This window comes from Streptomyces fulvorobeus (assembly GCF_013167895.1).
GTDB classification, from domain to species: Bacteria; Actinomycetota; Actinomycetes; order Streptomycetales; family Streptomycetaceae; genus Streptomyces; species Streptomyces fulvorobeus.
In genome coordinates this window covers 5,877,314-5,901,568 of the sequence record NZ_BLWC01000001.1, presented here as the reverse complement: position 1 = coordinate 5,901,568, position 24,255 = coordinate 5,877,314, and the positions used below count along the sequence as shown (strand labels likewise).

27 protein-coding genes and 4 pseudogenes are annotated in these 24,255 nt (G+C 69.8%); 9 read left to right on the top strand and 22 right to left on the bottom strand.

Annotation, left to right across the window (positions count from 1 at the left end; all coding sequences use genetic code 11):
• Positions 1–63: 63 nt before the first annotated feature.
• Together Sfulv_RS26815 and Sfulv_RS26810 are read right to left on the bottom strand one after the other, a co-directional pair.
• The gene (locus Sfulv_RS26815) at positions 64–600 is read right to left on the bottom strand and encodes a hypothetical protein (RefSeq protein WP_173317032.1); all 537 of its coding nucleotides are present in this window, start codon (positions 598–600) and stop codon (positions 64–66) included.
• Positions 601–963: 363 nt separating this feature from the next.
• Complete coding sequence (locus Sfulv_RS26810) at positions 964–1,680, bottom strand: DUF4386 domain-containing protein (RefSeq protein WP_173317031.1); 717 nt, start codon at positions 1,678–1,680, stop codon at positions 964–966.
• A gap of 121 nt (positions 1,681–1,801) precedes the next feature.
• Between Sfulv_RS26810 and Sfulv_RS26805 the strand changes: the two genes are divergently transcribed.
• Positions 1,802–2,512 (top strand): TetR/AcrR family transcriptional regulator, encoded by a 711-nt coding sequence (locus Sfulv_RS26805; RefSeq protein WP_173317030.1) that lies wholly within the window; start codon positions 1,802–1,804, stop codon positions 2,510–2,512.
• A 252-nt stretch (positions 2,513–2,764) separates the two neighbouring features.
• Here Sfulv_RS26805 and Sfulv_RS26800 read toward each other — a convergent pair whose 3' ends face one another.
• The 10 genes and pseudogenes from Sfulv_RS26800 to Sfulv_RS26755 form a co-directional block, all read right to left on the bottom strand.
• On the bottom strand, positions 2,765–3,466 hold the full coding sequence (locus Sfulv_RS26800) for a cation efflux transmembrane domain-containing protein (RefSeq protein ID WP_173317029.1): 702 nt from the start codon (positions 3,464–3,466) through the stop codon (positions 2,765–2,767).
• Positions 3,466–3,801 (bottom strand): ArsR/SmtB family transcription factor, encoded by a 336-nt coding sequence (locus Sfulv_RS26795; RefSeq protein WP_173317028.1) that lies wholly within the window; start codon positions 3,799–3,801, stop codon positions 3,466–3,468. Before Sfulv_RS26795 ends, Sfulv_RS26800 begins: the two co-directional genes overlap by 1 nt.
• A 256-nt stretch (positions 3,802–4,057) precedes the next feature.
• Entirely contained in the window at positions 4,058–4,273 is a 216-nt protein-coding gene (locus Sfulv_RS26790) for a DUF6243 family protein (protein WP_173317027.1), read from the bottom strand.
• A 477-nt stretch (positions 4,274–4,750) separates the two neighbouring features.
• Positions 4,751–4,983 (bottom strand): annotated as a pseudogene (locus Sfulv_RS31610) (LLM class flavin-dependent oxidoreductase); the annotation flags it as partial.
• Positions 4,984–5,335: 352 nt separating this feature from the next.
• Positions 5,336–5,992 carry a hypothetical protein gene (locus tag Sfulv_RS26780; RefSeq protein ID WP_173317026.1) on the bottom strand — a complete coding sequence of 219 codons (657 nt, stop codon included), beginning with the start codon at positions 5,990–5,992 and terminating at the stop codon, positions 5,336–5,338.
• Positions 5,989–6,876 (bottom strand): ATP-binding cassette domain-containing protein, encoded by an 888-nt coding sequence (locus Sfulv_RS26775; RefSeq protein WP_173317025.1) that lies wholly within the window; start codon positions 6,874–6,876, stop codon positions 5,989–5,991. Before Sfulv_RS26775 ends, Sfulv_RS26780 begins: the two co-directional genes overlap by 4 nt.
• Positions 6,877–7,198: 322 nt before the next feature.
• Positions 7,199–7,933: a TetR/AcrR family transcriptional regulator gene (locus Sfulv_RS26770; protein ID WP_173317024.1), complete on the bottom strand. Its 735-nt coding sequence runs from the start codon at positions 7,931–7,933 to the stop codon at positions 7,199–7,201.
• A 135-nt stretch (positions 7,934–8,068) separates the two neighbouring features.
• Positions 8,069–8,817, bottom strand: a pseudogene (locus tag Sfulv_RS26765) (SDR family oxidoreductase).
• A 382-nt stretch (positions 8,818–9,199) separates the two neighbouring features.
• Positions 9,200–9,976, bottom strand: coding sequence for a CbtA family protein (locus Sfulv_RS26760; protein ID WP_173317023.1), 777 nt, complete (start codon positions 9,974–9,976; stop codon positions 9,200–9,202).
• A gap of 26 nt (positions 9,977–10,002) precedes the next feature.
• Positions 10,003–10,218, bottom strand: a complete 216-nt coding sequence (locus Sfulv_RS26755) for a CbtB domain-containing protein (protein ID WP_173317022.1) — start codon at positions 10,216–10,218, stop codon at positions 10,003–10,005.
• Positions 10,219–10,521: 303 nt separating this feature from the next.
• Between Sfulv_RS26755 and Sfulv_RS26750 the strand changes: the two genes are divergently transcribed.
• Both Sfulv_RS26750 and Sfulv_RS26745 read left to right on the top strand, forming a co-directional pair.
• Positions 10,522–11,121 (top strand): histidine phosphatase family protein, encoded by a 600-nt coding sequence (locus tag Sfulv_RS26750; protein WP_173318240.1) that lies wholly within the window; start codon positions 10,522–10,524, stop codon positions 11,119–11,121.
• A 68-nt stretch (positions 11,122–11,189) separates the two neighbouring features.
• Positions 11,190–11,585 (top strand): VOC family protein, encoded by a 396-nt coding sequence (locus Sfulv_RS26745; protein WP_173317021.1) that lies wholly within the window; start codon positions 11,190–11,192, stop codon positions 11,583–11,585.
• Between the two features lie 57 nt (positions 11,586–11,642).
• Here Sfulv_RS26745 and Sfulv_RS26740 read toward each other — a convergent pair whose 3' ends face one another.
• On the bottom strand, positions 11,643–11,864 hold the full coding sequence (locus tag Sfulv_RS26740; RefSeq protein WP_173317020.1) for a DUF6480 family protein: 222 nt from the start codon (positions 11,862–11,864) through the stop codon (positions 11,643–11,645).
• Positions 11,865–11,993: 129 nt separating this feature from the next.
• A complete protein-coding gene (locus Sfulv_RS26735; protein ID WP_173317019.1) occupies positions 11,994–14,267 on the bottom strand; it encodes an ATP-binding cassette domain-containing protein in 2,274 nt (757 codons plus the stop codon).
• Positions 14,268–14,434: 167 nt separating this feature from the next.
• Here Sfulv_RS26735 and rpmG point away from each other — a divergent pair, with 167 nt between their 5' ends.
• The 4 genes from rpmG to rpsR are packed head-to-tail and all read left to right on the top strand — an operon-like array spanning position 14,435 to position 16,314.
• On the top strand, positions 14,435–14,599 hold the full coding sequence (gene rpmG / locus Sfulv_RS26730; protein ID WP_173317018.1) for a 50S ribosomal protein L33: 165 nt from the start codon (positions 14,435–14,437) through the stop codon (positions 14,597–14,599).
• A gap of 28 nt (positions 14,600–14,627) precedes the next feature.
• On the top strand, positions 14,628–14,882 hold the full coding sequence (locus Sfulv_RS26725) for a type B 50S ribosomal protein L31 (protein ID WP_173317017.1): 255 nt from the start codon (positions 14,628–14,630) through the stop codon (positions 14,880–14,882).
• On the top strand, positions 14,882–16,036 hold the full coding sequence (locus Sfulv_RS26720) for a CobW family GTP-binding protein (protein ID WP_173317016.1): 1,155 nt from the start codon (positions 14,882–14,884) through the stop codon (positions 16,034–16,036). The genes Sfulv_RS26725 and Sfulv_RS26720 overlap by 1 nt, the downstream gene beginning before the upstream one ends.
• 53 nt (positions 16,037–16,089) lie before the next feature.
• Positions 16,090–16,314 (top strand): 30S ribosomal protein S18, encoded by a 225-nt coding sequence (gene rpsR, locus Sfulv_RS26715; protein WP_173317015.1) that lies wholly within the window; start codon positions 16,090–16,092, stop codon positions 16,312–16,314.
• A 134-nt stretch (positions 16,315–16,448) separates the two neighbouring features.
• Here rpsR and Sfulv_RS26710 read toward each other — a convergent pair whose 3' ends face one another.
• From Sfulv_RS26710 to Sfulv_RS26695, 4 genes and pseudogenes are all read right to left on the bottom strand, one after another.
• Positions 16,449–16,829 (bottom strand): VOC family protein, encoded by a 381-nt coding sequence (locus tag Sfulv_RS26710; RefSeq protein WP_173317014.1) that lies wholly within the window; start codon positions 16,827–16,829, stop codon positions 16,449–16,451.
• A gap of 253 nt (positions 16,830–17,082) precedes the next feature.
• Positions 17,083–18,141, bottom strand: coding sequence for a vWA domain-containing protein (locus tag Sfulv_RS26705; RefSeq protein ID WP_173317013.1), 1,059 nt, complete (start codon positions 18,139–18,141; stop codon positions 17,083–17,085).
• A gap of 84 nt (positions 18,142–18,225) precedes the next feature.
• Positions 18,226–18,406: pseudogene (locus Sfulv_RS31605) on the bottom strand (IS5/IS1182 family transposase); the annotation flags it as partial.
• Positions 18,407–18,518: 112 nt separating this feature from the next.
• Positions 18,519–19,964, bottom strand: coding sequence for a dihydrolipoyl dehydrogenase family protein (locus Sfulv_RS26695; RefSeq protein ID WP_173317012.1), 1,446 nt, complete (start codon positions 19,962–19,964; stop codon positions 18,519–18,521).
• A gap of 114 nt (positions 19,965–20,078) precedes the next feature.
• Here Sfulv_RS26695 and trxA point away from each other — a divergent pair, with 114 nt between their 5' ends.
• Positions 20,079–20,462 (top strand): thioredoxin, encoded by a 384-nt coding sequence (gene trxA, locus Sfulv_RS26690; RefSeq protein ID WP_173317011.1) that lies wholly within the window; start codon positions 20,079–20,081, stop codon positions 20,460–20,462.
• A 168-nt stretch (positions 20,463–20,630) separates the two neighbouring features.
• Here the strand turns inward: trxA and Sfulv_RS26685 are convergent.
• From Sfulv_RS26685 to Sfulv_RS26675, 3 genes and pseudogenes are all read right to left on the bottom strand, one after another.
• Positions 20,631–21,007 (bottom strand): annotated as a pseudogene (locus Sfulv_RS26685) (helix-turn-helix transcriptional regulator).
• Between the two features lie 107 nt (positions 21,008–21,114).
• The gene (locus Sfulv_RS26680) at positions 21,115–21,402 is read right to left on the bottom strand and encodes a hypothetical protein (RefSeq protein WP_173317010.1); all 288 of its coding nucleotides are present in this window, start codon (positions 21,400–21,402) and stop codon (positions 21,115–21,117) included.
• A 228-nt stretch (positions 21,403–21,630) separates the two neighbouring features.
• Positions 21,631–22,782 carry a glycosyl hydrolase family 18 protein gene (locus Sfulv_RS26675; protein WP_173317009.1) on the bottom strand — a complete coding sequence of 384 codons (1,152 nt, stop codon included), beginning with the start codon at positions 22,780–22,782 and terminating at the stop codon, positions 21,631–21,633.
• Between the two features lie 74 nt (positions 22,783–22,856).
• On the opposite strand from Sfulv_RS26675, the gene Sfulv_RS26670 reads away from it, so the two are divergent.
• Complete coding sequence (locus Sfulv_RS26670) at positions 22,857–23,321, top strand: type II toxin-antitoxin system PemK/MazF family toxin (RefSeq protein ID WP_173318238.1); 465 nt, start codon at positions 22,857–22,859, stop codon at positions 23,319–23,321.
• On the opposite strand, the gene Sfulv_RS26665 is transcribed toward Sfulv_RS26670, so the two are convergent.
• Positions 23,306–24,142, bottom strand: a complete 837-nt coding sequence (locus Sfulv_RS26665) for a TIGR02452 family protein (protein WP_173317008.1) — start codon at positions 24,140–24,142, stop codon at positions 23,306–23,308. The two genes, Sfulv_RS26670 and Sfulv_RS26665, sit on opposite strands and share 16 nt — an antisense overlap.
• Between the last annotated feature and the right edge of the window lie 113 nt (positions 24,143–24,255).

Here is a 24,255-nt window from a genome sequence, read left to right as displayed (position 1 = left end):
ACCCCGGACACCTCACGGCCTGGCGAGCATCACCAGGAGCCGCTGAGGAGACGGCAGGTCACGTCAGTCCTCGTCCGCACTGGACAGCGCATCGGTGATGACGCGCGTGGCGAAGTCGGGGTCGTCGGTGATGCGATTGATGTGCTCCGCGAGCAGGAACGCGGTGGCTTCCAGGGGGTTCAACTCCACCTCGGTCCAGTCTCCGTACTGTTTGCGCCACAGGTTGGGACTGAGGCCGGTTCCGGCCGCGATGACCAGGCCGGCCATGGTGGGAATGGCCTCAGGGCGGACACTCTTGGGCATCATGCGCAAGGTCGCCACGAGATTGGGCACCACGTACTCGATGACGTCCTTGTCGTGGGCCTCGTGGGCCTTACGCAGCCAGGTCATGAACATGTAGATGAGAGTGCACGCGCCGTCCAGCAGGTCATCGGCCCCGTCAGGACCCATTGAGGCGGTGAACTGCTCGACCAGCGCCTGTGTTTCGGGATCGGTCTCGGTCCTGCCGTCATGGATTCCTTTCAACCGGGAGTCGATCATCAGAAGCGCTGCACCCACATCGCCGGCGGGAGAGTGCTGGGGGTCGCAAGGCGATGACACAAGAAGCCTCCTCAGATGGCTGCGATGAGCAGCACGGCACGTCCGTACACTAGAGCTTTTGGACGCTGTGTGGTGGCGGGTTGACGCAGTGCTACGAACTCGCCCCGCTCACGCGGCGCGAGGGGGCGGGGCGGGGTGGTGGCCGTCGCACGGAGAACCCTCACGCGGGAGGGTTGGGGCCGGGGAGGCGCCGCCTCAGCCGAGCGGGTAACCGGTGGCGCGGGATGTCCGGGCCCGGGCGCGTACAAGCGGGCCCTGACGGTGCCGCGGGTGTCACCGGCCCCGGCCACCGGCCACGGGGCGCTCTCGATGGCCGTGGAGCGCACGGCGTCCTGGCGGCTCCGACACCGGGCGCGGGCCCGGCTACGAGGTGGCAAGCCGCTTCTCGTCGCCGGCCTCGTCAAGAAGGGCGACCGGTGTGAACCCCTTGATGATGAGCCAGGCGGCGAGGCTCACTTCCCACGCGAACACGGGGATCGCCGCGAGCGCGCCCCCCACGGAGACCTGCTCGTACAGCCCGAACATCACTCCGGTCGCGGAGACGCAGATCAACGCGCCCCCCACCAGCCCCAGCACGGCGATGAACCGTGGGACGAGCCCTGAGCGATACATCAGCCACGCGAGTACGAGGGAGTTCGCGCCCAGGATGAAGTTGGGGCCCATGAGGAACGTCCAGTCATGGACGGCCACCAGCGTCCTGGCGGCTGTGAGCAGTGAGGCGGTGTCGCTGTCCGCCGCTCCCTTGAACTCGCCGCGCAGTGTCACGACCGACAGAACGCTGATGACGCCGACGATGATGACGGCGGCTTCGAGGAGTCGGGCGCACACATAGCCCAGCGCGGCCCCCTCGTTCTGCTTCCTGAGGACCGGATACAGCACGACTCCGGTGGCGACGACGGCCGCCGCCAGGACGATCTCGAACAGTGCGCCGAGGAACACCCGTGTGTCGGCGCCGGGACCGACGACGTAGTGCGCGTCCTGCAGGACAGGGCCGTACAGCGCGAGGCCGCCGATCGCGGCTGCCTCGGTGACGAGAAACAGCACACCTGTGACGACCGCGGTTCTTCTGATCGGTACCACCAGAACCCACCCCCCATTGAGTGGTGTACGGCGTACACCACTCGGCTCACGGTAGGTGTACGACGTACACTCGTCAAGTCGGGGCGCCGATACGACACGACGCGAGGGAGCTGGTGCGGAGATGGCCGTACAGACGGAGCCGGTGCGCCGAACCCCCCTGACCAGGGACCGGGTTCTGCGGGCCGCTGTCGCGTTCGCCGATGGCATCGGGATCGAGGCGCTGAGCATGCGCAAGCTCGCGAAGGAGCTGGGCGTGGTGCCGATGGCGCTCTACAAGCACGTGGCGAACAAGGAACAGCTCCTGGACGGCATGGTCGATGTCGTCATGAGCGAGATCGCTCCGCCGGCCCCTGGTTCCGACTGGAAGGGCGCGGTTCGCCACAGGATTCTCTCGGCTCGGCGCGCTCTCCTCGGGCACCCCTGGGCGGCCCAGGTGATCCAGACGCGCAGCAGTCCGACACCCGTCGTGCTCGCGTACATGGACTCCGTGATCGGCATGTTCCGGACCGGTGGTTTCTCCGTCGACCTGACGCACCATGTGATGCACGCTCTGGGCGGCCGCATGATGGGCCTCACACAGGAGCTGTTCGACGCTCCACCCTCCCCCGGCCCCCAGGCTCAGCCGGTCACGCCAACGGAGGGCGCCGGAGATTATCCGTACGTGAGGGAGCTGGCCGGCGCGGTGGTGCACGACGAGGCGTCCGTGGTGGGCCAGGGGTGTGACGACCAGTTCGAGTTCGAGTTCGCGCTTGATCTCCTGCTCGACGGGTTCGAGAGGCTGCGTCAGCAGGGGTGGTCATCCGCCGGGAGGAGCGGGCCCGCGCGACCCTGACCGCCCGTCCCCGCGTACGACGGGGACTCGGTACGCACGGAGTCCTCCGGCGGACCGACGCCCTGCTCCGGCGGTCTCACCCGGGCCGTCCGGCGAAGAAGTCCGCAAGGGAGGACGTGAGCGCTTCTGGAGCCCCTTCGGCCACGTGGTGCCCGGAGTCGATGCCGTGGCCCCGTGTGTCCGGTGTCCACTGCCGCCCGATCTTCAACGGAGCGGTGCCGACGCTCCCGGCGCGGGCATCGGCGACGGTTGTCAGCAGCAGTCGCAGCCCTTGGCGCGACCGCAGGTTGCTGCGGTACTCGCGGCAGGAGCGTGCGTGGTGGGCGCGCAGCAGCCCTTCCCCTGCCAGGCGTCGCGGCCTTCCTTGACGGCGATGGCGGCGATGACGAGGGCGGCGATCGGGTCGGCCCAGGACCAACCGAGCAGCAGGTTGGCCAGCAGGCCGGCCAGGAGCACGCCGGAGAGGTAGGTGCACAGCAGGGTCTGCTTGGAGTCGGCGACCGCGGAGGCCGAGCCGAGTTCACGACCGGCCTTGCGCTGGGCTGCCGACAGGAACGGCATGACCGCCAGCGAGAGAGCGGCGAGGATGATGCCGGGAATCGAGTGGCCCGCCTCGCCGGTGCCGGTCAGCGCCCTGACGGAGTCGACGGTTACGTAGGCCGCGAGTGCGAAGAACGACACGGCGATGATCCGCAGGGTGCGCTGCTCGCGGGCTTCGCGGACGGCGGGGTCACGGGCGGAGAACTGCCAGGCGACGGCTGTGGCGGAGGAGACCTCGATGACGGAGTCGAGTCCGAAGCCGACCAGGGCGGTCGACGAGGCCAGGGTGCCCGCGGTGATCGCGACGACGGCTTCGACGACGTTGTAGGTGATGGTCGCCGCGACGAGCAGGCGTATGCGCCGGGTGAGCGCGTCACGCCGGGCCGGGCCGCGGTCGAGGAATATCGCGGTCATCAGCAACAGCCCGCCTCGTCCGCGTCCGGGCAGGTCCTGTCCGCCTGGACGGCGACGACGGTGGTCCGGAGGTCGTCGAGCGCGTGGCCCAGGCGTTCGTCGGCGAGTTCGTAGCGTGTGCGTCGGCCGTCGGGAACCGTGACGACCAGGCCGCAGTCGCGCAGGCAGGCCAGGTGGTTCGACAGCCGGGTACGGGAGATTCCCAGGATATCGGCGAGGTCGGCCGGGTAGGCGGGGGCCTGGCGGAGGGCGAGAAGGATGCGGCAGCGGATGGGGTCGGCGAGAGCGCGGCCGAACCGCGCCAGCACCTCGATGTCGGAAGCGAGTGTCAGCACTCCCCGAGAGTACACAGAATCCTGAATTCAGGGAATCGTGGATCGGGGGCACCGACCCTCGTGGCGGCGCAGGCGTCTCCCAGCCCACCGATGCGCCGGGGTGACTGGGCTGAGGAACCTGCGGCTGCCCCGGGCGGCCGAGCGGGAACGGCCGCCCCGGTAAGGGCAGCTGCGCCCCGATACGGCAGCAGGGCCGGGACCGCGCGTCGCGGTTCCGGCCCTGCGTCGTGCGGTGCCGCCCTGCGGCGGCGGCGCGTCAGCTCTGCGCGGTGTCGTCGCCCGTCCGCCCGGCGCCGTCAGCCGCGTCGGCCTTCTCGCGCATCTTGCGTACCAGCTCCGCCTTCTGGTCGGCCGCGCCCTGGCGGTCGAGGTTGCGGTGCGGCCCGTTGTTCTGCCGCTCGGCGCGGGACAGCTTCTTGCGCTGGCCACCGCCCATGCCGACAGGGTTGTTGATGTTCTTGCTCACGGTCACGGGTTCTCCCGGTAATGATGTGAAGTGATCTGCGGATTCATCGGTGGGCAGGGACGGGCGGCGACGTCGGAAGACGTCAGCAGGGGCCCATCACGCTCTCACTCGTAAATCGGCGCCTGGAAGACCATGACAAAGACGTTACCCGGTCCCGTGGGCCCCGCACACCAACAGGCGACATGGCCGCAGCGTACGCAGCGCCGGAGGGTGGGGCCCAGAGCCACCGGTCGCCGCGCGCGACACAGCCGGGGCCGCTGGGCGGGACGCCGGGACCAGCTGCGTCGGGCGTACTCACTCAGGGCACGGACGCTCGGCGATGTGGGACGGCGGGGAGGTGGCGGGAACCGCGGACGCGGACGGTCTGCGCGACGGGTGAGCCCGGTTCCCGGCGGACTACGGCTGGACGTCGACACGCGTCAGGCGTACGGCCGCGGCTTCACGTTCACGCTGCGCGCCCAGAGCCCGTCTCGTGTCAGCACGTCACCGGGACAACCCTGTGGCGAAGGGCACCTCGGCGTCGGGCTGCCCGGTGAGCGCGGCGGGGTGGGTCCACAGACCGGCGTCGGCCAGCACGGCAGCACACCCTCGCCGACCCAGTACGCCTCCTCGACATGGGGGTGTCCCGACAGGATGAACTCGTCGATCCCGAGCCGGTGGTACTCCGCGATCCGCTCGGCCACTTCGTGATGGCTGCCCACCAGTGCGGTGCCCGCCACCTCGAACAGCGCACCGGCCACCTCCACCGCCGCGGTCGCGGTCGCGGTCGCGCAATGAACCTTCGCCGCGGCCACCGCGAGGGACGCCTCGGCCGCGGTGTTGTCGGTGAGATCGTCCGTCGCCGCTTCCACGGCGCGGGCGGCCGCCACGAGGAGCGCATCCGCCGCCCTGACCTGAAGGCCGAGTTCACCGAAGCGCTGCACGAGCAGCGGGTCCTCGACGGCCGTGTCCTGGCCGCTCTCGAACCAGGGCCGGCTCTTGGTGCGGACGAACTCGGCGGCCTTGCCGGCCGTTGCTGCTCACAGAGCTGGTTGTTCCACCTCTGGCTGAGGCGTGAGCACCTCGACGTCATTCCTTGAGACTGGCGAGATACTGCGTCACGGCCGCCGCGGCGACGAGGAGAGCGGTGGCCAGGGCCATCATGCCGCCCGCCGGGGCCAGCAGCTCCGCGGAGTCCGAGGACGTCGCCATCATGGTGAACAGTCGGTTGACCGGCGGCAGGCCCTCCACGAACAAGAGCACCATGACGAGCCCGAGGGCGGCCACCAGCGCGTACCCCTGCCGTCTGAAGACCAGCCGTGAGCACAGCACACCGATGGCGACACCGGTGAAGGCGCAGGTGAGCTGGGCTTCGACGCCAAGCAGCAGGTCGACGGCGCGGACGTCGTAGGACCCGACCCACAGCGGGAAGACCAGGCCGACGACCATCAGCACGAGGCAACTGATCAGTAGGGTGCTGATCGACCCGATCAGCACCTTGAGGGACCGGCCGGCGCTCACCACGACGATGGATCGCTGTGCCGGGTCGTCGAGGCTGGTGAGCGCGATGGTCAGCCAGGTCGCGCAGATGAACAGGGCGCCCCCTGATGAGGCGTAGGCCGGCGGGAGCGGGCCGCTGCCGTTGACGGTCAGCACCCCCAGCAGACCGGCGAAGAGAAGGACGGGCGCGAGATAGCGCTGGGTGTGCAGGACAGTCGCGAAGGAGTAGCGGATCAGCGCGATCACCGGGCGTTCCCTCCCGCCACGCTGTCCTGTACACGGTGGCTTCGCGCGGCGCGCGTCACATCCACCACGGACCACCCGGTGCGGAGTGCGACCAGCAGCAGCGCGTCGGCGTGGTCCTGTTCCACCTCGACGAGGAGGGCGCCCGGCCCGCGGGCCGCGACCGACAGGACACCGGCGATCGTCCCCCACTCCACTTCCTGGGGCACGCCGCCGTGGCCCGGCATCCCCAGTGCGACAGCGGTCACCGCGTACCGCTGAACGACGGCTTCCGGCCCGCGCAGCGTCACTCGCCCCTGCTTGACGGTGTACGTCTGCGAGGCATGGGCCCTGGTCACCGACTCCCGGTGATCGGTGAAGGCCACCGCACCGCCCGCCCCGGACACCTCGGTCATGATCTCGGCCAGCACTCCGTGGGCCGAGGCGTCGAGGCCCGACCACGGTTCGTCGAGGACGAGCAACTGCGGTTGCACCAGTACGGCCTGAGCCAGCGCCACCTTCTGGGCATTGCCCTTGGACAGGGTGCGGAGCTCGGCGTCCTTGCCGCCGACGAGTGCCAGGCGGTCCAGGAGGTGGTGCGCCCGGCTGGACGCCGCATGGGTGCCCATGCCGCGGATGCGGCCCATGTGCGTCAGATACGCGAGGGGCGACATGCGTTCATTGGGCGAGAAGCGGTCGGGTACATAGCTGACCACGGCCGGCCTGCCGGTGACGGCACCGCGTGTGGGCTTCGAGAGACCGACCACCATCCTCAGCAGCGTCGACTTCCCCGATCCGTTCCCACCGGCGAACGCCACCACCGATCCGGCGGGAATCTCCACATCGACATCCTGCAGAATCCACCGCCCCCGGCCGTAGCGCTTGCTCACCGCTTCCAAGCGCGGCATACCAACTCCCGGTCCTCACACACGTCGTGACTCTGCATCAGCACACTACTACGCCCGAAAATGCCCCCTACGCCCCAGCCCCGGGGTGCACACCCTGTTCGGCGAGAATCTGCCGGTCGGCAGGTTCCAGGAGATCTCCGGGCAATCACCGAACCATGCCCGAAGGCCGGAAACGACCTGCCGCGGATTACGGCGGTAGATCTCCCGCTCCCGAGTGTTCGCCTGCTCCCGAGAGAACTCGCCCTCCAGCAGGGCACTTCCAACTACCCACCTTCCTCGCCCCCCGACACCCCATAACGGGTACCCCACAGCGCGGTTCAGGTCAGGTCCGGGGCTCCGGCTCCGGGGCTGAACGCGTGTTGGAGACACGGTCGAGCCATTCCGTCATCAGCGCCGCCTCCGCCGTGCTGAGTCCGGCGCCCTGGGACTGCCTCAGCAGGGCGCTCAGGGTGGCGGCGGTGGAAGGGACCGCGACAGAGGGGGCGACGGCTTCCGCCGGGTCACCGTCGGTCGGCTCGGGCGTGAGGACGGCGGCGTGTACGGCGTCACGCACCCGCCTCGATGCCGTGGGGTCGGAGAAGGTCGCCGGCCGCGCCACCAGCATCAGCGCCACACCCACGTTGGCTGACATGACCATCTGGGCGGCCAAATCGGGCGCGACCAGCAGTCTGCCGCGCTCGGCCGCCCTCTCCAGGTCGTGCGTGAGTATGCGATGCGCCTCCAGCGCCGAGGCCGGCGGTGTGCGCATCGCGGGCGAGTTCATCAGCCGGTACAGATTCGGATTGCGCAGGGCGAACTCCACGTGGCTGTCCCAGCCGTCCCGGAGATCCTGCACCGGGTCGGTGGATGCGCCGCGCCCTCGCTTCGTCGCAAGGTACGCGTCGAAGCCCTGGTCGACAACGGCTGACAGCAGCCCTTCCTTGTCCCCGAAGTGCCGGTACAGAGCGGGCGCCCCGACCTGCGCGGCCTCACACACGGCACGCGTGGAGACGTCGCCGTCCGGGGACACCGCGACCAGCTCGGCCGCCACCTCAAGAATGCGCGCTCGTGTACTCATCGGACGGACGCTATCAAGCAGTGCCCCGCGCACTGCGGACGGCGGCACAGCGGCCGGAGGGGAGCCGAGTCCGATACAGGCGAGGGACGGGCCGGGACCGTCGCGGGGGCCGCGCAGAGGTTGTCGACGTCCTGTTCATACGATGCCGCCGTTGGCCCGCACGACCTGGCCGTTGACCCAGCGGGCAGGCCCGGCGAGGAAGGATATGACTTCCGCGATGTCCTTCGGCGTACCCAAGCGCTCAAGAGGCGCCTGAGCCGCGATCCGCTCCACGGCCTCCTCGTCCTTCCCCTTCAGGAACAGGTCGGTCGCGGTGGGGCCCGGGGCGACCGCGTTGACCGTGATGTCGCGGCCGCGCAGCTCTCGGGCCAGGATGAGCGTCATGGCCTCGACAGCGCCCTTGGTGGCGGCGTAGGCGCTGTAGCCGGGGAGGGACAGGGACAGCACCGAGCTGGAGAAGTTGATGATCGCACCACCCTCTCGCAGGCGGCGGGCGGCCTGCTGATCCACCACGAACGTGCCGCGGATGTTGGTGCGGTGCATCCGGTCCAGCGCGTCCAGGTCCGTGTCGACCAGCGGGGCCAGCGTCATCACGCCCGCGGCGTGGACGACCACATCCACTCCCCGAACCTTTCCTCGGCGGCGTCGAAGAGCGCCGCTATGGCGACTTCGTCGGCCACGTCCGCCTGATGCGCGAACGCCTCGCCGCCTGCGGCGACGATGGCTGCGACCGCCGCTTCTGCTTCGGTGCGATTGCCCGCGTAGTTGACGACGACGGAGAATCCGTCCGTCGCGAGCCGTTCGGCACTCTCACGGCCGATGCCTCGCGACCCGCCGGTCACGACGGCGACCCTGCGGGAGGCGGGGACAGTTCGCTCACTCATCACGTTGCTCCCAGATGGAGGGGACGGCTGTTCGCGTCATGCTGATGAAGCAACGCTAACACCAAATACATAGCAACGCTACCCCGATTTCGTAGCAATGCTACTGCCCGGCGTTACCCTCGCTACTCACATGCGTCCGCCCCGTGCCCTGGAGTTCGCCCGCGCACAGGGTGTCGCCTCCGTGCAGGGCGACGCGGACCGGGACAACATCGCGTCGCACCGCGTCAATGACAGCGGCGGGAATGCTGCTCGTCCGTGCGGACGAGCAGCTGCGTCACTACGTGATCGGCTGGACCCGCGAGGACGACCAGAAGCTGTCCGGACCTGTACCGGGAAGGGCGGCCCGCCGGGTTACCGGCGGGCCGGTCGCGCGCGGCATCCGTCAGCGCATCGCCCTCTCCGCCGGGGAGGTCACCCCGCTGTTGCCCGTGGCCGGGCGGCCCGCCCCCGGTTCCAGCAGGCGTTCGGCCAGGTACCCGAAGACGAGGCCGAAGCCGGCCCACAGCGTGGCCTGGATGGCGAGCGTGGAAAGCCGGAACTGCCAGAGCAGCGTGGCCGGGAAGTCCTTGCCCACCTCGTTGAACGACGGCAGGAACGCGTACGCCACCCCGATGACGAGTACGAAGCCCGCGAACCCGGCGATCGACGCGTTCCAGTTGCCCAGACGAGGCGCGAGCCGCCTGCCGAGAATCACGGCGGCGACGGCCAGCAACACGCTCAACACCACGAGCAGGAAGAACAGAGCGGTGCGTCGGCCGATGGTGCCGGGATCGCCGACTGCCGGCGGGTTCGCCGGATACTTCAGGAACGGCACGACGTACACCGTCAACAGAGCGGCGCCTGCGACCAGAGCGGCTGTGGCCCGTGGGCCGAAGGCGCCGATGCGGCCGAGCGCGTAACAGAACACGAGCGCGGCGATGCCGCCCACCGCCACACCGAACACCAGGATGCCGGTGGCGAGTCCGCCGGTGGCCTGCATCGTGCGGCTGACGAGCTCCTCGCCGCCACCGTGGTCATGGTGGTGAGCCGCTTCCAGGGCGATAGCGGCGTCCACTTGGGACTCGCCGAGGAAATAGGCGACGACGAGAGCGAGCGCGCCCGCCGCGAGGCCCGCCAGCATCCCGCGTACGAGCAGAGCTCTGACAGATATGGAGTTCACGAGATCGTCCCCTGCTTATCGGTTTCTCAGTGGCAGGGGAAACCGAGCAGGTGTCGGCCGTCGTGGACCCACTCGTGCACGCCCTCGCCGGCGATCACGGAGATGGCCCCCTGCTCGGCACCGGCGAAGTACAGCAGGACGAGCATGAGAATGCCGAAGAACGCCGCCCAAGGGGCGAGCGTCCTCAGGGAGATGGGGGTGATGGCCGGTACGGCGGTGGTGGTGGCAGCGGACTGAGCCATGGCAGAACCTCCTGTGGGAACACGCGTCCCGATCGTGGTGCCTAAGACGACGGTGCCGGGTCTGACTTCTCGCACAGGTACGGGTACGAGTTCACAGTGGCGCGACCGTGCCGGATTCTCACCGGCTTCCGTCCCACCCTCGTCATGGTGATCGTGACCATACCGTCTGCGACTGGGCACCGCCATGGTGCAATCGGCAGACCGGCGGACTCCGGCACCCCACGTCGCATGCCGTGCGGGCCGGAGGCCGGAGAGGGGCATGGAGCAGTGGGACAGGGAGTGAGGCGCGGAGTGGGGAACACTGTGACGGTACGGGTGATGTTGATCGCGCCTGCGATGAACTCAGCCATGCGGGAGGCCAGGTTCGGCAGTGACGCACCCCCCGGCGCACCTCCCGGCGCCCCCCTCCACTCGCCCCTCGACGAGGCCGGAACACGCCGGGCACGAGCTGCCGCGGACCGCGTGCCCGACGCGGATCTCTTCCTGAGCGGCAGCTCCACGCGCTGCCTCCGGACCGCCGAGGCACTAGGGCTCCGCCCCGTCTGCGAACCCGCCCTTGCCGACTGGGACATGGGACGCTGGGCCGGGAAGCGCCTGTCCGAAGTGAGCGGGAGCGAGCCGGAGGGCGTGGCCGCCTGGCTGGCCGACCCGGATGCCGCCCCGCACGGCGGCGAGTCGCTGACCGGCTTCTCCGCCCGGGTCGGTGGATGGCTCGACGGTCTGGGGCAAGGCGGCGGCCGGGTACTCGCTGTGGTGGAGCCGGCTGCCGTACGGGCCGCGGTCGTTCACGGGCTCGGTCTGCCCCCGGCGGCGTTCTGGCGCCTCGACGTGGCGCCCCTGACCCTCACCGAGCTCAGCGGGCGCAGCGAACGCTGGAATCTCATCTGTGGCCAGGTCCTCTGACCCGAGGACTCACGCGCCGGGTGGGGAACTCCGCACCGATGGCAGGAGACCGGCGTAGGGTCGTGTTCATGGTGCAAGTACTGAGCAGCCGGGTGCTGCTGCGTCCCCGTGACCCGCAGGCATCCCGTGACTTCTACGGAAACGCCCTTGGTCTGGCCGTGTACCGCGAGTTCGGCACCGGCCAGGAGAGGGGAACCGTCTACTTTCTCGGCGGGGGCTTCCTTGAACTGTCCGGGAAGTCGAACCGTGCGGACGACCCACCGACTGGGAACATACGCCTCTGGATGCAGGTGGACGACTGCGAGGCGGCTCACCGGGAGCTGGCGGGCCAAGGGGTGGAGGTGCTGCGGCCACCCCTGCGGGAACCCTGGGGCCTCATCGAGATGTGGATCGCCGATCCTGACGGTCACCGGATCGTGCTCACCGAGGTACCAGCCGATCATCCCCTGCGGTACCGGCCCTGACACCGGCCACCCCGCCGCCCTCCGGTCACACGGTCACACGGTCAGTGGCAGTGCCTCTCAGATGAGGATGGCGTAGACGAGGAAGAAGGCCGCTACCACCACCGCCAGGACGAGGATGGCGATGAGAGGCCCCTTCGCCCATCCCCTGGGTGGTTCGTTCCTCGGCCCCGCCTCGGATGTGCTGCCTTCGGCCGGAGGTGTGTCGCCGACAGGGACGCCTCCTCCGGAGTCCAGGCCGGGTGTGTTGCGCGGATCAGGGTCGGGATTTCCAGTGCTCATACCCATACTCGTACCCACTGGGCGAGAATTACACCGAATGTACGGATTCGCGCTTGGCTCGCCGTTCGGGGGGAGCGGAAACCGCCCCCCCTGCCTACGGAAGCGTCGGACCGGCAGCCGTCGTACGCCTCAGCCCGCTACGTACTCCCGCAGATGCCGTGCGGTGAGTGTGCCGCCCTGGGCCACCAGATCCGCCGGTGTTCCTTCGAACACCACACGGCCCCCGTCGTGGCCGGCCCCGGGCCCGAGGTCGATGAGCCAGTCCGCGTGGGCCATCACAGCCTGGTGGTGCTCGATGACGATGACGGTGTTGCCCGCGTCCACCAGCCGGTCGAGCAGGGCGAGCAGCTGGTCCACGTCCGCCATGTGGAGCCCTGTGGTCGGCTCGTCGAGCACGTACGTCGCCGCCTTCTCGGCCATGTGGATGGCCAGCTTGAGACGCTGGCGCTCCCCGCCGGAGAGCGTGTTGAGCGGCTGCCCGAGCCGGATGTAGCCGAGTCCGACGTCACGCAGCCGCCCGAGGACGGCGTGCGCCTGGCCGGAGGGGAAGAAGTCGTGGGCCTCCGCCACCGACATTCCCAGCACCTCGCTGATGTTCCGGCCGTCCAGGGTGTAGGTGAGCACCTCGGGGGTGAAGCGCTTGCCCTCGCACTCCTCGCACACCGACGCCACTCCCGCCATCATGGCGAGGTCGGTGTAGATGAGCCCAAGGCCGTTGCACTTGGAGCAGGCGCCCTCCGAGTTGGCGCTGAAGAGAGCGGGCTTGACGCCGTTGGCCTTGGCGAAAGCCGTGCGGATCGGGTTGAGCAGACCCGTGTACGTCGCCGGGTTCGAGCGCCGTGAGCCACGGATGGGCGACTGGTCCGCGACCACCACGCCCTGCCCCGCGGGCAGACTGCCGTGGATCAGCGAGCTCTTGCCCGATCCGGCGACCCCCGTGACCACGGTCAGGACCCCGAGCGGGATGTCGACGCTCACGTCCTGGAGGTTGTGCAGGTCGGCGCCCTTGATGGACAGCCTCCCGTGCGGTTCACGCACGGTGCTCCGCAGGCCCGCCCGGTGTTCCAGATGCCGTCCGGTCAGGGTGCCGGATGCGCGCAGGCCCGGTACGTCGCCGCTGTAGCAGATCTGTCCGCCGTCGGTGCCCGCACCGGGGCCGAGATCGACGACATGGTCGGCTATGGAGATCACCTCGGGCTTGTGCTCGACGACGAGAACCGTGTTGCCCTTGTCGCGCAGCCGCAGCAGCAGCGCGTTCATCCGCTGGATGTCGTGGGGATGGAGACCGATGGTCGGCTCGTCGAAGACGTACGTGACGTCCGTCAGGCTGGAACCGAGGTGTCGCACCATCTTCACCCGCTGGGCCTCGCCGCCGGAGAGCGTGCCGGCGGGACGGTCGAGGCTGAGGTAGCCGAGGCCGATCTCGACGAGCGAGTCCAGCAGGTCCCGCAGACCGGCCAGCAGGGGCGCGACGCCCGGATCGTCGATCTTCCGCACGAACTGGGCCAGGTCGCTGATCTGCATGGCGGAGCACTCCGCGATGTTCACCCCGTCGATCCTCGACGACAGGGCCGCGGCCGTCAGCCGGGCGCCTGCGCAGTCGGGGCAGTCACGGAAGACCACGGCACGGTCCACGAAGGCCCCGATGTGGGACTGCATGGCGTCGCGGTCCTTGCTGAGCATGGTCCGCTGCACCTTCAGGACAAGGCCCTCATAGGTGAAGTTGTTGCTGCCCACCTTCACCTTGGTCTGCGGCTTGTGGAGGAAATCCGCCCACTCCCGCTCGGTGAAGTCCTTGAGCTTCTTGTCCGGGTCGTAGAAACCGGAGTGGGCCATGATCTGCCAGTACCAGGAGTCCACCGCGAAGTTGGGGACGGTGATGGCTCCGTCGTTCAGTGACTTCTCCCGGTCGACCAGCTGGTCGATGTCGATGTCCGACACCTGACCGGCCCCTTCGCACCTCGGGCACATGCCTTCGGGCAGGTTGAAGCTGAAGGCTGCCGACGTACCGATGCGGGGCGTGCCCAGGCGCGAGAAAACGATCCGCAGCATGGTGTACGCGTCGGTGACTGTGCCGACCGTGGAGCGGGAGTTGGCCCCCATCCGCTCCTGGTCCACCACGATGGCGGCGCTCAGGTTGTGCAACGCGTCGACATCGGGCCGCCCCAGGCTCGGCATGAACGACTGGACGAACGCGGTGTACGTCTCGTTGATCAACCGCTGGGACTCCGCGGCGATGGTGCCGAAGACGAGTGAGGACTTGCCGGACCCCGAGACCCCGGTGAACACCGTGAGCCGGCGCTTGGGGATGTCCAGCGACAGGTCGGCGAGGTTGTTCTCACGTGCGCCACGCACCTGGATGACGTGGTGGTTGTCGGCTGAAGTCGTCTCAGGAGTCGTCATGGGGCGAAGCTATCCGACGCCACTGACAGTGGTCCGGGACCAGCTCCGGCCAGGCCCGTGACCTGGGCCCCGCCCTCCCCCTCAGCACGTTTCCCACCAGTGCGGGACCGCCCACCCACCTCGCCGCCCCTTTTGAACATGGTAATCATTCCCATATAGTCTCCGTCATGGCACGCAACGAACTACGCCCGATCATCAAGCTCCGCTCCACCGCGGGCACGGGCTACACCTACGTCACCCGCAAGAACCGGCGGAACGATCCCGACCGGCTCGTGCTGCGCAAGTTCGACCCCATGGTTCGCCGGCACGTCGACTTCCGCGAAGAACGCTGATCCCCGCCTCCATCCGAAGGACCTCACCATGAAGCCCGGAATCCACCCCTCGTACGGCCCCGTCGTCTTCCGCGACAAGGCCGCAGACTTCGCCTTCCTCACCCGTTCGACCCTCACCAGCGAGCGCACCGTCGAGTGGGAGGACGGCCACACCTACCCGGTCGTCGACGTGGAGATCTCCTCCGCGAGTCACCCCTTCTACACCGGCACGGCCCGGGTCCTGGACACCGCCGGCCGCGTGGAACGGTTCGAGCGCCGCTACGGCCGCCGTGAGGGCCGGTGATGGAGCGCGGCCAGAAGCTGCCCGTCGTCATCGTCGGCGGTCTGCACTCCGATGCCCGGCGCGAGGTGGTGGAAGGGCTGCTCAGAAGTGTTCCGCACAGCGTCGCCCTGCACCACGACCTGACGACGGCCGGCGAAGGAACCGTACGCAGGACCATCCGCGACTCCTCGGGCGAGCAGTCCGGCGGCGAGGCTCCACTCGTCAACGACTGCGCCTGCTGCGCGCTGCGCGCGGACCTGGTCCCGGAACTGGAGCGCCTGGCGGCCGGAGGACTCACCTCCCTCGCCGTCCTCGAACTCTGGGACTCCGTCGAGCCGAAGGCCATGGCCGAGGTGATCGCCGCCCACGGACAGGGGTGCGCCGAGGTGAGAAGCGTCGTCACCGCGGTCGACCCGGCACTCGTGCTGCCCTACCTGGCCAACGGCGACGACCTGGCGGAGGCCGGACTGGCAGCGGCGGCGGGCGACCGGCGCACCGTCGGGGACACCTGGGCACGCCAGTTGGAGTACGCGTCCGTCATCGCGCTCGTGGACAGCGGGGACGCGAGCGAGGAGGACCGCGCGCTGATCGGACAACTGCATCCCACGGCGCGGCAGGCGGCGGCCGGGTCGGACACCCTGACGGCACTCGCCCTCGCCGGATTCGACGTCGAGGCGGCCGGCGCCGCCCAGCATCCCGCCTGTGCGCTGCTTCCCCAGGACGCGGAGGAGTCGGGGGTGAGCACGCTCGTGTGGCGCAGGCACCGCCCCTTCCACCCCGAGCGGCTGTACGCGGCGCTTGAGGATCTGAGCTGTGCGGCGGCCCGGAGCCGGGGCCGTTTCTGGCTCGCCGACCGGCCCGACACGCTCCTCTCCTGGGACGCGGCCGGTGGCGCCCTCTGCGTCGAGAACACCGGCCCCTGGCTCGCCTCCCTGCCGGACGCCGCCTGGGACATGGTGCCGCCCTTCCGGCAGGCCGCCGCCGCGCTCGACTGGCACCCGGTGCACGGGGACTGCTGCCAGCACCTCGTCTTCGTCTCCCCCGGGCTCGACCGCGACGGCCTCACGGCGCTGCTGGAGTCCTGTCTGCTCACCGACGACGAGTACGGGGCCGGACGTGAGTCGTGGCGGGACCTGCTTCCCGCGTTCGACTCCCTACTCGACCCGGTCCTCTGACCAGCCCAACCACCCGCACTCACGCACGAACCCACGCACTCCGAGGAGAACCGATGCCACGCCGCCCCGACCCCCGCAAGCCCGTCAAGGCCCGGCCCAATCCGCTCGACGCCGCCAGGATCACGTACATCGACTACAAGGACACCGACCTGTTGCGCGCGTTCATCTCCGACCGGGGCAAGATCCGCAGCCGGCGCGTCACCCGCATCAGTGCGCAGCAGCAGCGCCGGGTGGCGACCGCCATCAAGAACGCACGGGAGATGGCTCTCCTGCCGTAGTCGGAGCCCCCGCGTTCACGGCCGGGCGTCTCTCCGGCGGAGCGCGAGGAGAAGCGGACCGGTGGTCGGCGTGAAGATCGGCATGGGCTCGACCACCCGGTCCGCGATCCGGTCAAGACACCACCGCGTCGGCGTCAGAGCGGGTTCAGGCGGGCCTTGAGCAGGCAGAACTCGTTGCCTTCGGGGTCGGTCAGGACATGCCACTGCTCCTCCCCCGTCTGGCCGATGTCGGCCGGGCGTGCGCCGAGTTCCAGAAGGCGTTCGAGCTCGGCGCCCTGATCGCGGTCGGTGGCGTTGACGTCGATGTGCAGTCGGGACTTCCCCTTCTCGAGGTCGTCCCTGCGGCTGAGGATGATCGTCGGCTGCGGACCGCCGAACCCTTCGCGCGGTCCGATCTCGAAGCACTCGTCCCCTTCGCGATCGAGCACCACGAAGTCCAGTACCTCGCACCAGAAACGCGCCAGCACCTCGGGATCGCGGCAGCCCAGCACGAGTTCACTGATACGACACGCCATGACGGAACCTGCTCTCAGCCTAGATACCGCGGAGGAGGCCACAGGTGCACCACATGGCCTCCCCCGCAGGTAAAACGATCTCGCGACCGTACCGGACGAAGTGATCACGGACGAAACGATTTATGGGACGCGACGATGCTGAGCGGGGGCGGCCGTGAGACCGCGGTCGGCCGTGCCCCGGTCTCCGGGCGACACGACCTTCTCCTGCTGGTCAGGGAGTCAAGTGGGCAGGGGTTCAGGGCATGCAGGACATTCAGAGCATGATGAGCAGACGCGTGCTCGGCTTCAGCTTTCTGTTCACCGAACGACTCTGCACATACACCTCCAGCTTCGGGTTGCGCCCCGCCTTCACCGAGACGGTCCCCTGGATGCCCGCCCCGAAGAGCAGACTGCGCGCCGCATCGCCCGTGTACGCGCGGTCCGTGTCCTTCTCGACCACGATGACTTCCTTGTCGGGCTGGACCTGGACTCGGGTGCCCAACTGGTAGTAGCACGAGCCGCGTTCGTACGTCACGCCCGGATGGGAGTCGACGAAGGACCGGATCTCGACCTCCGTGTCGACCTTCAGGAGCCGGTACCGGTCGGCCGGGACCGGTTCCAGGTTCGCCCGCACGTCGTCGACCGATATGTCCTGGCCGACCGTGAACAGGTTCTTCGTGCCGCGCACACCCTGCTCGCGGCCCCGCAGGAAGCTCGTGGCGGCGGCGCGCACGGTGCCGATCGCCTCCTCGACGCCCTCCTGGGAGTCCGCGTCCCAGATGGCGATGTTTCCGGCCGGGAAGCCGTAGTTCTGGGCGGTTCGCTTCGCCAGGGAGTTCGGTACGAGGATCGCGGAGGTCCAGTGGTCCGGAAGCGCGCCCATCTTCGCCGCGATCCTGTCCAGCCAGGGGCCGAGAACGGCCATGTCGCCGTCGTGCCGCCTGTCGCCGCCTGAGGCGTTCTCCTCGCCGTCCGTCACCACGATCTGGAGGAAGCTGTGCTCACCGTACGCCTCCCAGATGTGGCCCAGGTCGTCCAGGGACTTCAATGACGCCTCGATGAGGGCCGTGGCACCGTTGTTGACCTTGTACAGCCCCCGCATGGACGGCAGATGCTTCACGTCCATGTCCCAGACCAGGTTCTCCACCCTGTGGTCGAAGGAGTACAGGCTTATCCGGGTCTCATGCCCGAGACTGTCCGACTCCGCCTTCAGTCCCGCCACGAACTCGTCGACCACTCGCACGAGTTGGCTCTGGTGCTGGCGCATGGAACCCGAACAGTCCACTACCAGCGCGACGTGGTTCACCTTGTGCTGGATCTTGTTGACGGACACGTTTCCACTCCTCTTCAGAGGCTCCCCGGGTGATGTCCTCACACTAGGGGGAGCCACTGACAACGGATCTTGAAGGCAGGTGAGGATCAGGGTCCGGCTGCCCCGCCCGCGCAGGGTCCTTGCGGATCGCCCGTGACGAGTACGCCCCGTCCGCGATCATTGCGTCAGGTCTGCGTCGAGGGTGCCCGGCACCGGTCCCGGGCACCCTCAGTGCGTTCATGACCGCGTTCGGGACGGTGAAGCCGCCACGCACTCCGTTGGTCACCTGGCGGTGGTCCCGCCCCTGCCGTCCGTGTCCGTCCACACCCGGCGGCGTCGGAGCTGTCCGTTCCCCGGCCGCGTCAGTCAGCTCTCCACGCTCCACCCCTCACGAAGATCTAGCCGCGGTACGTCTCCAGGAGCCGCAGCCAGACCTCGCTGATCGTGGGATACGCCGGGACCGCGTGCCACAGGCGGTCGATCGGGACCTCTCCCGCGACCGCGATGGTCGCGGAGTGGAGCAGTTCACCGATGCCCGGGCCGACGAAGGTGACGCCGAGGAGGATCTCCCGGTCGAGGTCCACGACCATGCGGGCCCGGCCGCGGTAGTCCTGTGCGTACAGGCCGGAGCCGGCCACCGAGGCCAGGTCGTAGTCGACCGCCCTCACCCGGTGGCCCGCTTCTTCCGCCGCCCTGAGGGTGAGACCGACCGAGGCGGCCTCCGGGTCGGTGAAGACGACCTGGGGCACGGCCGCGTGGTCGGCGGTGGCCGCGTGGGCGCCCCAGCGGTCGGATTCCAGCAGGGGAGCTCCCTGGGCGCGGGCCGTGATCGCCGCGCCCGCGATCCGGGCCTGGTACTTGCCCTGGTGGGTGAGCAGCGCCCGGTGGTTGACGTCGCCGACCGCGTACAGCCAGGTGCTGCCCCGCACCCGGCAGCTGTCGTCGACGTCGAGCCAGGAGCCGGGCCGCAGGCCCACCGTGTCCAGTCCCAGGTCATCGGTGCGCGGGGCGCGGCCGGTGGCGAAGAGGATCTCGTCCGCCTCCTGCTGTCCGCCGTCGTCCAGTTCGACGGTGACCGGTCCGTCCGGAGCGGCGCGCCGCACGGCCGTCGCCGACACTCCGGTACGGATGACGGCGCCGGCCTCGGTCAGCGCGTCGGCGACCAGCTCACCGGCGAAGGGCTCCATCGCGGGGAGCAGCCCCTTCCCCCGGATCAGCATCGTCACCTGGGCCCCGAGGGCCTGCCAGACCGTGGCCATCTCGACGCCGACCACGCCGCCGCCCACCACGATCAGCCGCCGCGGGACCTCCTTGGCACTGGTCGCCTCGCGGCTCGTCCAGGGCCGGGCTTCCGGGACGCCGGGCAGGTCCGGGAGCACGGCCCGGCTGCCGGTGCACACGGCCACGGCGTGCCGGGCCGTGAGCCGGTGCTCCGTACCCTCGCGCGTGGTGACGGACACCTGCCTGGTGCCGGTCAGGCGGCCCACGCCCCGGTAGATGTGCGCGCCGATGCCTTCGAGCCAGCCGGCCTGTCCGTCGTCCTTCCAGTGCGACGCGTACGTGTCGCGGTGGGCCAGTACCGCGTCGGTGTCGAGCGGGCCCTCCACGGCGGCGCTGAGCCCCGGCACGCGGCGGGCGTCCGCCCGGGCGACGACGGGGCGCAGCAGCGCCTTGCTGGGCATGCACGCCCAGTAGGAGCACTCGCCGCCGATGAGCTCGGACTCGATGACGGCCGTGCTCAGCCCAGCGGCCCTGGTCCGTTCCGCCACGTTCTCACCCACGGGTCCCGCACCGATCACCACGACGTCGTATTCGGTTTCAGTGTTCTCGACCACTTCAGTCATGCGCACAGTCTGGTCGCGGGTGTGCGCGACGGCCACACGGGCAGGCGGAATAGCGCCGGTGGAGTCACCGTTGTGCCGACAGGTCCGAACGGGCCCAGGAAGAGGTATCAGAGCATGAGCACCGTAGAGCTCACCAAGGAAAACTTCGACCAGGTCGTGAGCGACAACGACTTCGTACTGATCGACTTCTGGGCTTCCTGGTGTGGCCCCTGCCGCCAGTTCGCCCCCGTCTACGACTCGGTCTCCGAGCGTCACCCCGACCTGGTGTTCGCCAAGGTCGACACGGAGGCCCAGCAGGAGCTGGCGGCGGCTTTCGAGATCCGGTCGATTCCGACGCTGATGATCGTCCGCGACAACGTGGCGGTCTTCTCCCAGCCCGGCGCTCTCCCGGAGACGGCCCTTGAGGACGTCATCGGGCAGGCGCGGAAGCTGGACATGGACGAGGTCCGCAAGTCCGTTCAGGAGCAGCAGAAGGCTCCGGAGGGCAACCAGCCGTAGGGCGTGGGCCTCGCTTGAGTGCTGGCCTGCCACGACGGTGACCGCGCGGGCGTCCGCGCGGTCAGGAGCCCTGTCGGGGCCCCGGTCGGGCTCCTCGACGCGGGCTCCCGGCGTACGCGAAACCTCTGGTGGCGGCCCCGGCTGTCCGGAGCGGAGTGTCGTCCTCGGTTACGGAATGCCCGTGTCGCTGTGCTGTTCCCTGCTTCTGACGGGCCGGGTGTGGATCTTGGACACGCACGCCGGGATGCCTTCGCCCCGCTCGTGTCCACGTGCCCGGTACGCGCTGGGGCTCTCACCCACCAGCTCGGTGAACCGGGTGCTGAACGTTCCCAGCGAGGCGCACCCGACCGCGAAGCACACCTCCGTCACCGACAGGTCGCCGCGTCGCAGCAGGGCCTTCGCCCGCTCGATCCTGCGGGTCATCAGGTAGCTGTACGGCGTCTCCCCGAAGGCGGCACGGAAGCTCCGGGAGAAGTGACCGGGCGACATGTGCGCCCGAGGGCCAGGGCGGTCACGTCGAGCGGCTGCGCGTGGTCGCGGTCCATCTGGTCGCGCGCCCGGCGGAGCCGGACCAGGTCCGAAAGTGTCACTTCCCCAGGATGGCACGGCCGCCCGTGCTCTGCGGGCCCCCGGGGTTCGCGGCCGGCGCCCTTCAGGCGCCGGACTCCTCGGCGGTGTCATCGGACTTCTCGGCGATCCGGACGGTGAGCCCGTAGTCCACCTCCGAGCCGTCCACCAGCAGCGCCTCCACGGTGTGCGTCGCCGGGTCGATGTCCGCTTCCATGCCGTCCCCGGCGTAGCGCGGATAGCCGGAGGCCCCGGTGTCGCCGGTGGCCGCCACGACCGCCGAGCGGATGGCGGTGCCGGGCTCGGGGGCCCTGTCACCGGAGTCGGCGAACTCGGGGAGCAGCAGGATCTCGTAACTCTGCGGATGGCTCATGCCCACGACGCTAGACATCCGGAGTGGGTGGCGCACTTCGTCGTGCCCCGGGCGGCCGGTTCAGCCGCACTCGCGGGGGGGGATGGCGGCGGCACGCAGCAGGTCGTGGCTCCGGGGTGGGTGGCGGACCAGGCGGTCGACGGTGTAGTCGAGGTGGCGTAGATCGAGGCGGTGTGCCGGGGTCCGGCGGGTCCCGGCACACCGCGCAAACCGAAGGGCCTGGTTCCGTCAGCCGCGGGCGAGAACCGGCCACATACCGGGGTCCTCGAAGTTCAGCGCCCAGAAAGCGGTGTTGCGCACGCCGTGGCGTCGCAGCACCGGAAGGTGCGCGGCGACTCCGCGGGCGTCCTGGTACCAGACCTCCCGGCGCTCTTCGCCGTCGAGGTAGCTGAAGTGCGGCGTCCCGGAGACCTCGTCGAACTGGTAGGGCACCCCCTCCTTGTGGCGGAGGGCCTCGGCGGTCTTCCAGGTGACGTGCCGGGTCTTGGCCTTGCTCGCGGGATCGGACGGCCAGTCCCACCCGTAGGCGGGCAGTCCCATCTCCAGTTTGGCCGCGGGGACGAGCGCGGTGGCGCGGGTCAGGATGTCGTCGTACCAGGCGGTGTCCGCGATGGGCCCCGGGGTGCCGCTCGACCAGTGCAGGTTGTATCCCATGATCCGCATCCGGTCGGCGACGCGGCCGATCGCCGCGTAGTCCCAGATGCGCCCGGTGGTCCTGGTCTTGGGGAACACCGTGATCACACACTGCTTGCGCAGCTTGTGCAGGCGCGCGCAGAGGTCGGTGGCGAGGGCGGTGAAGCCGTCGCGGACCTGCCGGTAGGTGCTGTCGCCGGTGGCGGCGATGGACTCGTAGTCGAGGTCGAGTCCGTCGTAGTCGCGCGTGCCGACCGTACGCATGAGCGCGTCCGCGTGTTCCTCGCGCCGCGCGGGGTCGGTGAGGATCGCGGCGAGGGCGCCCTTCTTCATCGTCTCCATGACGGTGGGTACGACCTTGGTCCCCGCCCCGTGCAGTCCGTCGATGACGCGGCGCTCGCCCGCGCCCGGGTGCGGGTCGATCCGGCCGGCCGAGACGGCCTGGTACCAGAAAGGGCTGACGGTGTGCAGCTGGTCCGCGTGGCGCAGGGCGTTCTGGTAGGCGCCCTCCTGGTCCCAGTAGGGCAGCCACGCCGACACGGTGCGCGGCGGCGCCGCGCCGCCGCCGGGGTGGGGCTCCGGCTCGGCGGCAGGTGCGTCCGTCGAGAGGGTGGGGGGTGGTTGGGGGTGGGCCGCCGACGGGCCTGACGCCGCGGCGGAGGCCGCGGGGAGCAGGGCCGCCGCGAGCAGCCCCGCGACGGAGAGGGCGACGGTACGGGAGGGACGGGGGAGGACTCCGGTGATCATGTGGTCGAGCCTGACGCCCATTCAGCCGCCCCGCTCCATGGAATGGGCCGTACAGGTTCTACGGTGTCCGGATGATGTTCCCTCCCGGCTCAGCCACGACTGACAGCTCGTCCGACTTTCCCGGCCGCAACGGCCCGACCGCCACGACCGCGGCGGACCCCCGCGACACGGGCCCGGTCCGCACCTCGTACGCCCCCAACCGGGACGGTGATCCCGACCCGGGCGAGATCGTCTGGACCTGGGTGCCGTTCGAGGAGAACGACGGGCGCGGCAAGGACCGGCCCGTGCTGGTCGTGGCGCGTGAGGAGGGCAGGACGCTGCTCGCCGTTCCGCTCTCCAGCAAGCAGCACGACCCGGACCGTGAGTGGGTGGCGCTGGGGGCGGGGCCGTGGGACAGCTCGGGGCGTCAGTCATGGGTCGTTCTGGACCGGCTGCTGCGGGTGCACGAGGACGGCATGCGGCGGGAGGCGTGTGCGCTGGACCGCGTGCGGTTCGAGCGGGTGGCCGTGCGGCTGCGGGAGCGTTACGGCTGGAGCTGACCGGCGAACGCCCGGGCGAACGCGGCCCGGGTGGTGGAGGCGGGACTGCGGTCGAGGATGGCGAAGACGATCTGTTCGAAGTGGCCCGCGAACCGGCCACCACCGGTGAGCAGTGCGTGGAACGCGCCGGCCACCTGGGTTGGGTCGTTCCGGAACACGCCGCAGCCCCAGGCGCCGAGCACGAGCCTGCGGTAGCCCCGCACGGCGGCTACTTCCAGGACCCGTTCGGCCCGGCCGGCGAGGACGGTGGGGAGACGGTGCGCCTCCTGGGGCACCCGGTCGCGGATCACTCCGGCGTTCGGGGCCGGAGAAGTGAGGAAGCCCACGGTGTACGGGGTGTCCAGGAGGCGCCCGCGGTCGTCGCGGAAGACGGGGACGCCGGGTGAGTGGATCACCCGGTCGGTGTAGAAGGTGCTGCGTTCCGCGCGGTGGTGCGCGTAGAACTCCGGGGCCCGCAGCAGGGTCGCGTGGAGCGCGGAGCCGCGGCACAGGGCTTCCTCCTGGGCCTGCGCGCCGTTCAGGTATCCGCCGCCGGGATTGCGTGCCGATGCGTAGGTGAGGACGGCCACCTTCGCCGCTGCCTCGCTGGTCAGCCGGCGTGCGGCCTGGAGACTGCTCTCCTCGGTCACCTCGAAGGCCGTGGCCCGGCTCGTGTCCAGGGCGGCGACGGGAACCGGCTCGGGGCCGTACAGCCGGGTGCCGGAGAGCGCGGCGGTCAGGGCGCGCCCGATGGGCACCTCGCGGCCGTCGGACGCGCGGTAGTGGCCGGCCTCGACGATGGCCTCGGTCTCACGCGCGATGCCGCGCAGTCTCGCGCTCATCGGCGCGCCCCGCTGTGGTGCATACGGGGCATGCTCGGGGTTCCACCGGCATGGGCGCAAGCGGATTGACGCACGGCAGGGGCACCCTTGTGCGATCTCCCGGAAGGGGTTTG

Bases quoted from the DNA above. Each gene is read 5' to 3' on its own strand.
- Sfulv_RS26805 (WP_173317030.1), top strand. From the start codon at position 1,802: ATGGCCGTACAGACGGAGCCGGTGCGCCGAACCCCCCTGACCAGGGAC.
- Sfulv_RS26800 (WP_173317029.1), bottom strand. From the start codon at position 3,466: ATGACCGCGATATTCCTCGACCGCGGCCCGGCCCGGCGTGACGCGCTC.
- Sfulv_RS26775 (WP_173317025.1), bottom strand. From the start codon at position 6,876: ATGCCGCGCTTGGAAGCGGTGAGCAAGCGCTACGGCCGGGGGCGGTGG.
- Sfulv_RS26770 (WP_173317024.1), bottom strand. From the start codon at position 7,933: ATGAGTACACGAGCGCGCATTCTTGAGGTGGCGGCCGAGCTGGTCGCG.
- Sfulv_RS26755 (WP_173317022.1), bottom strand. From the start codon at position 10,218: ATGGCTCAGTCCGCTGCCACCACCACCGCCGTACCGGCCATCACCCCC.
- Sfulv_RS26745 (WP_173317021.1), top strand. From the start codon at position 11,190: ATGGTGCAAGTACTGAGCAGCCGGGTGCTGCTGCGTCCCCGTGACCCG.
- Sfulv_RS26740 (WP_173317020.1), bottom strand. From the start codon at position 11,864: ATGAGCACTGGAAATCCCGACCCTGATCCGCGCAACACACCCGGCCTG.
- Sfulv_RS26735 (WP_173317019.1), bottom strand. From the start codon at position 14,267: ATGACGACTCCTGAGACGACTTCAGCCGACAACCACCACGTCATCCAG.
- rpmG (WP_173317018.1), top strand. From the start codon at position 14,435: ATGGCACGCAACGAACTACGCCCGATCATCAAGCTCCGCTCCACCGCG.
- Sfulv_RS26725 (WP_173317017.1), top strand. From the start codon at position 14,628: ATGAAGCCCGGAATCCACCCCTCGTACGGCCCCGTCGTCTTCCGCGAC.
- Sfulv_RS26720 (WP_173317016.1), top strand. From the start codon at position 14,882: ATGGAGCGCGGCCAGAAGCTGCCCGTCGTCATCGTCGGCGGTCTGCAC.
- rpsR (WP_173317015.1), top strand. From the start codon at position 16,090: ATGCCACGCCGCCCCGACCCCCGCAAGCCCGTCAAGGCCCGGCCCAAT.
- Sfulv_RS26710 (WP_173317014.1), bottom strand. From the start codon at position 16,829: ATGGCGTGTCGTATCAGTGAACTCGTGCTGGGCTGCCGCGATCCCGAG.
- Sfulv_RS26695 (WP_173317012.1), bottom strand. From the start codon at position 19,964: ATGACTGAAGTGGTCGAGAACACTGAAACCGAATACGACGTCGTGGTG.
- trxA (WP_173317011.1), top strand. From the start codon at position 20,079: ATGAGCACCGTAGAGCTCACCAAGGAAAACTTCGACCAGGTCGTGAGC.
- Sfulv_RS26680 (WP_173317010.1), bottom strand. From the start codon at position 21,402: ATGAGCCATCCGCAGAGTTACGAGATCCTGCTGCTCCCCGAGTTCGCC.
- Sfulv_RS26675 (WP_173317009.1), bottom strand. From the start codon at position 22,782: ATGATCACCGGAGTCCTCCCCCGTCCCTCCCGTACCGTCGCCCTCTCC.
- Sfulv_RS26670 (WP_173318238.1), top strand. From the start codon at position 22,857: ATGTTCCCTCCCGGCTCAGCCACGACTGACAGCTCGTCCGACTTTCCC.
- Sfulv_RS26665 (WP_173317008.1), bottom strand. From the start codon at position 24,142: ATGAGCGCGAGACTGCGCGGCATCGCGCGTGAGACCGAGGCCATCGTC.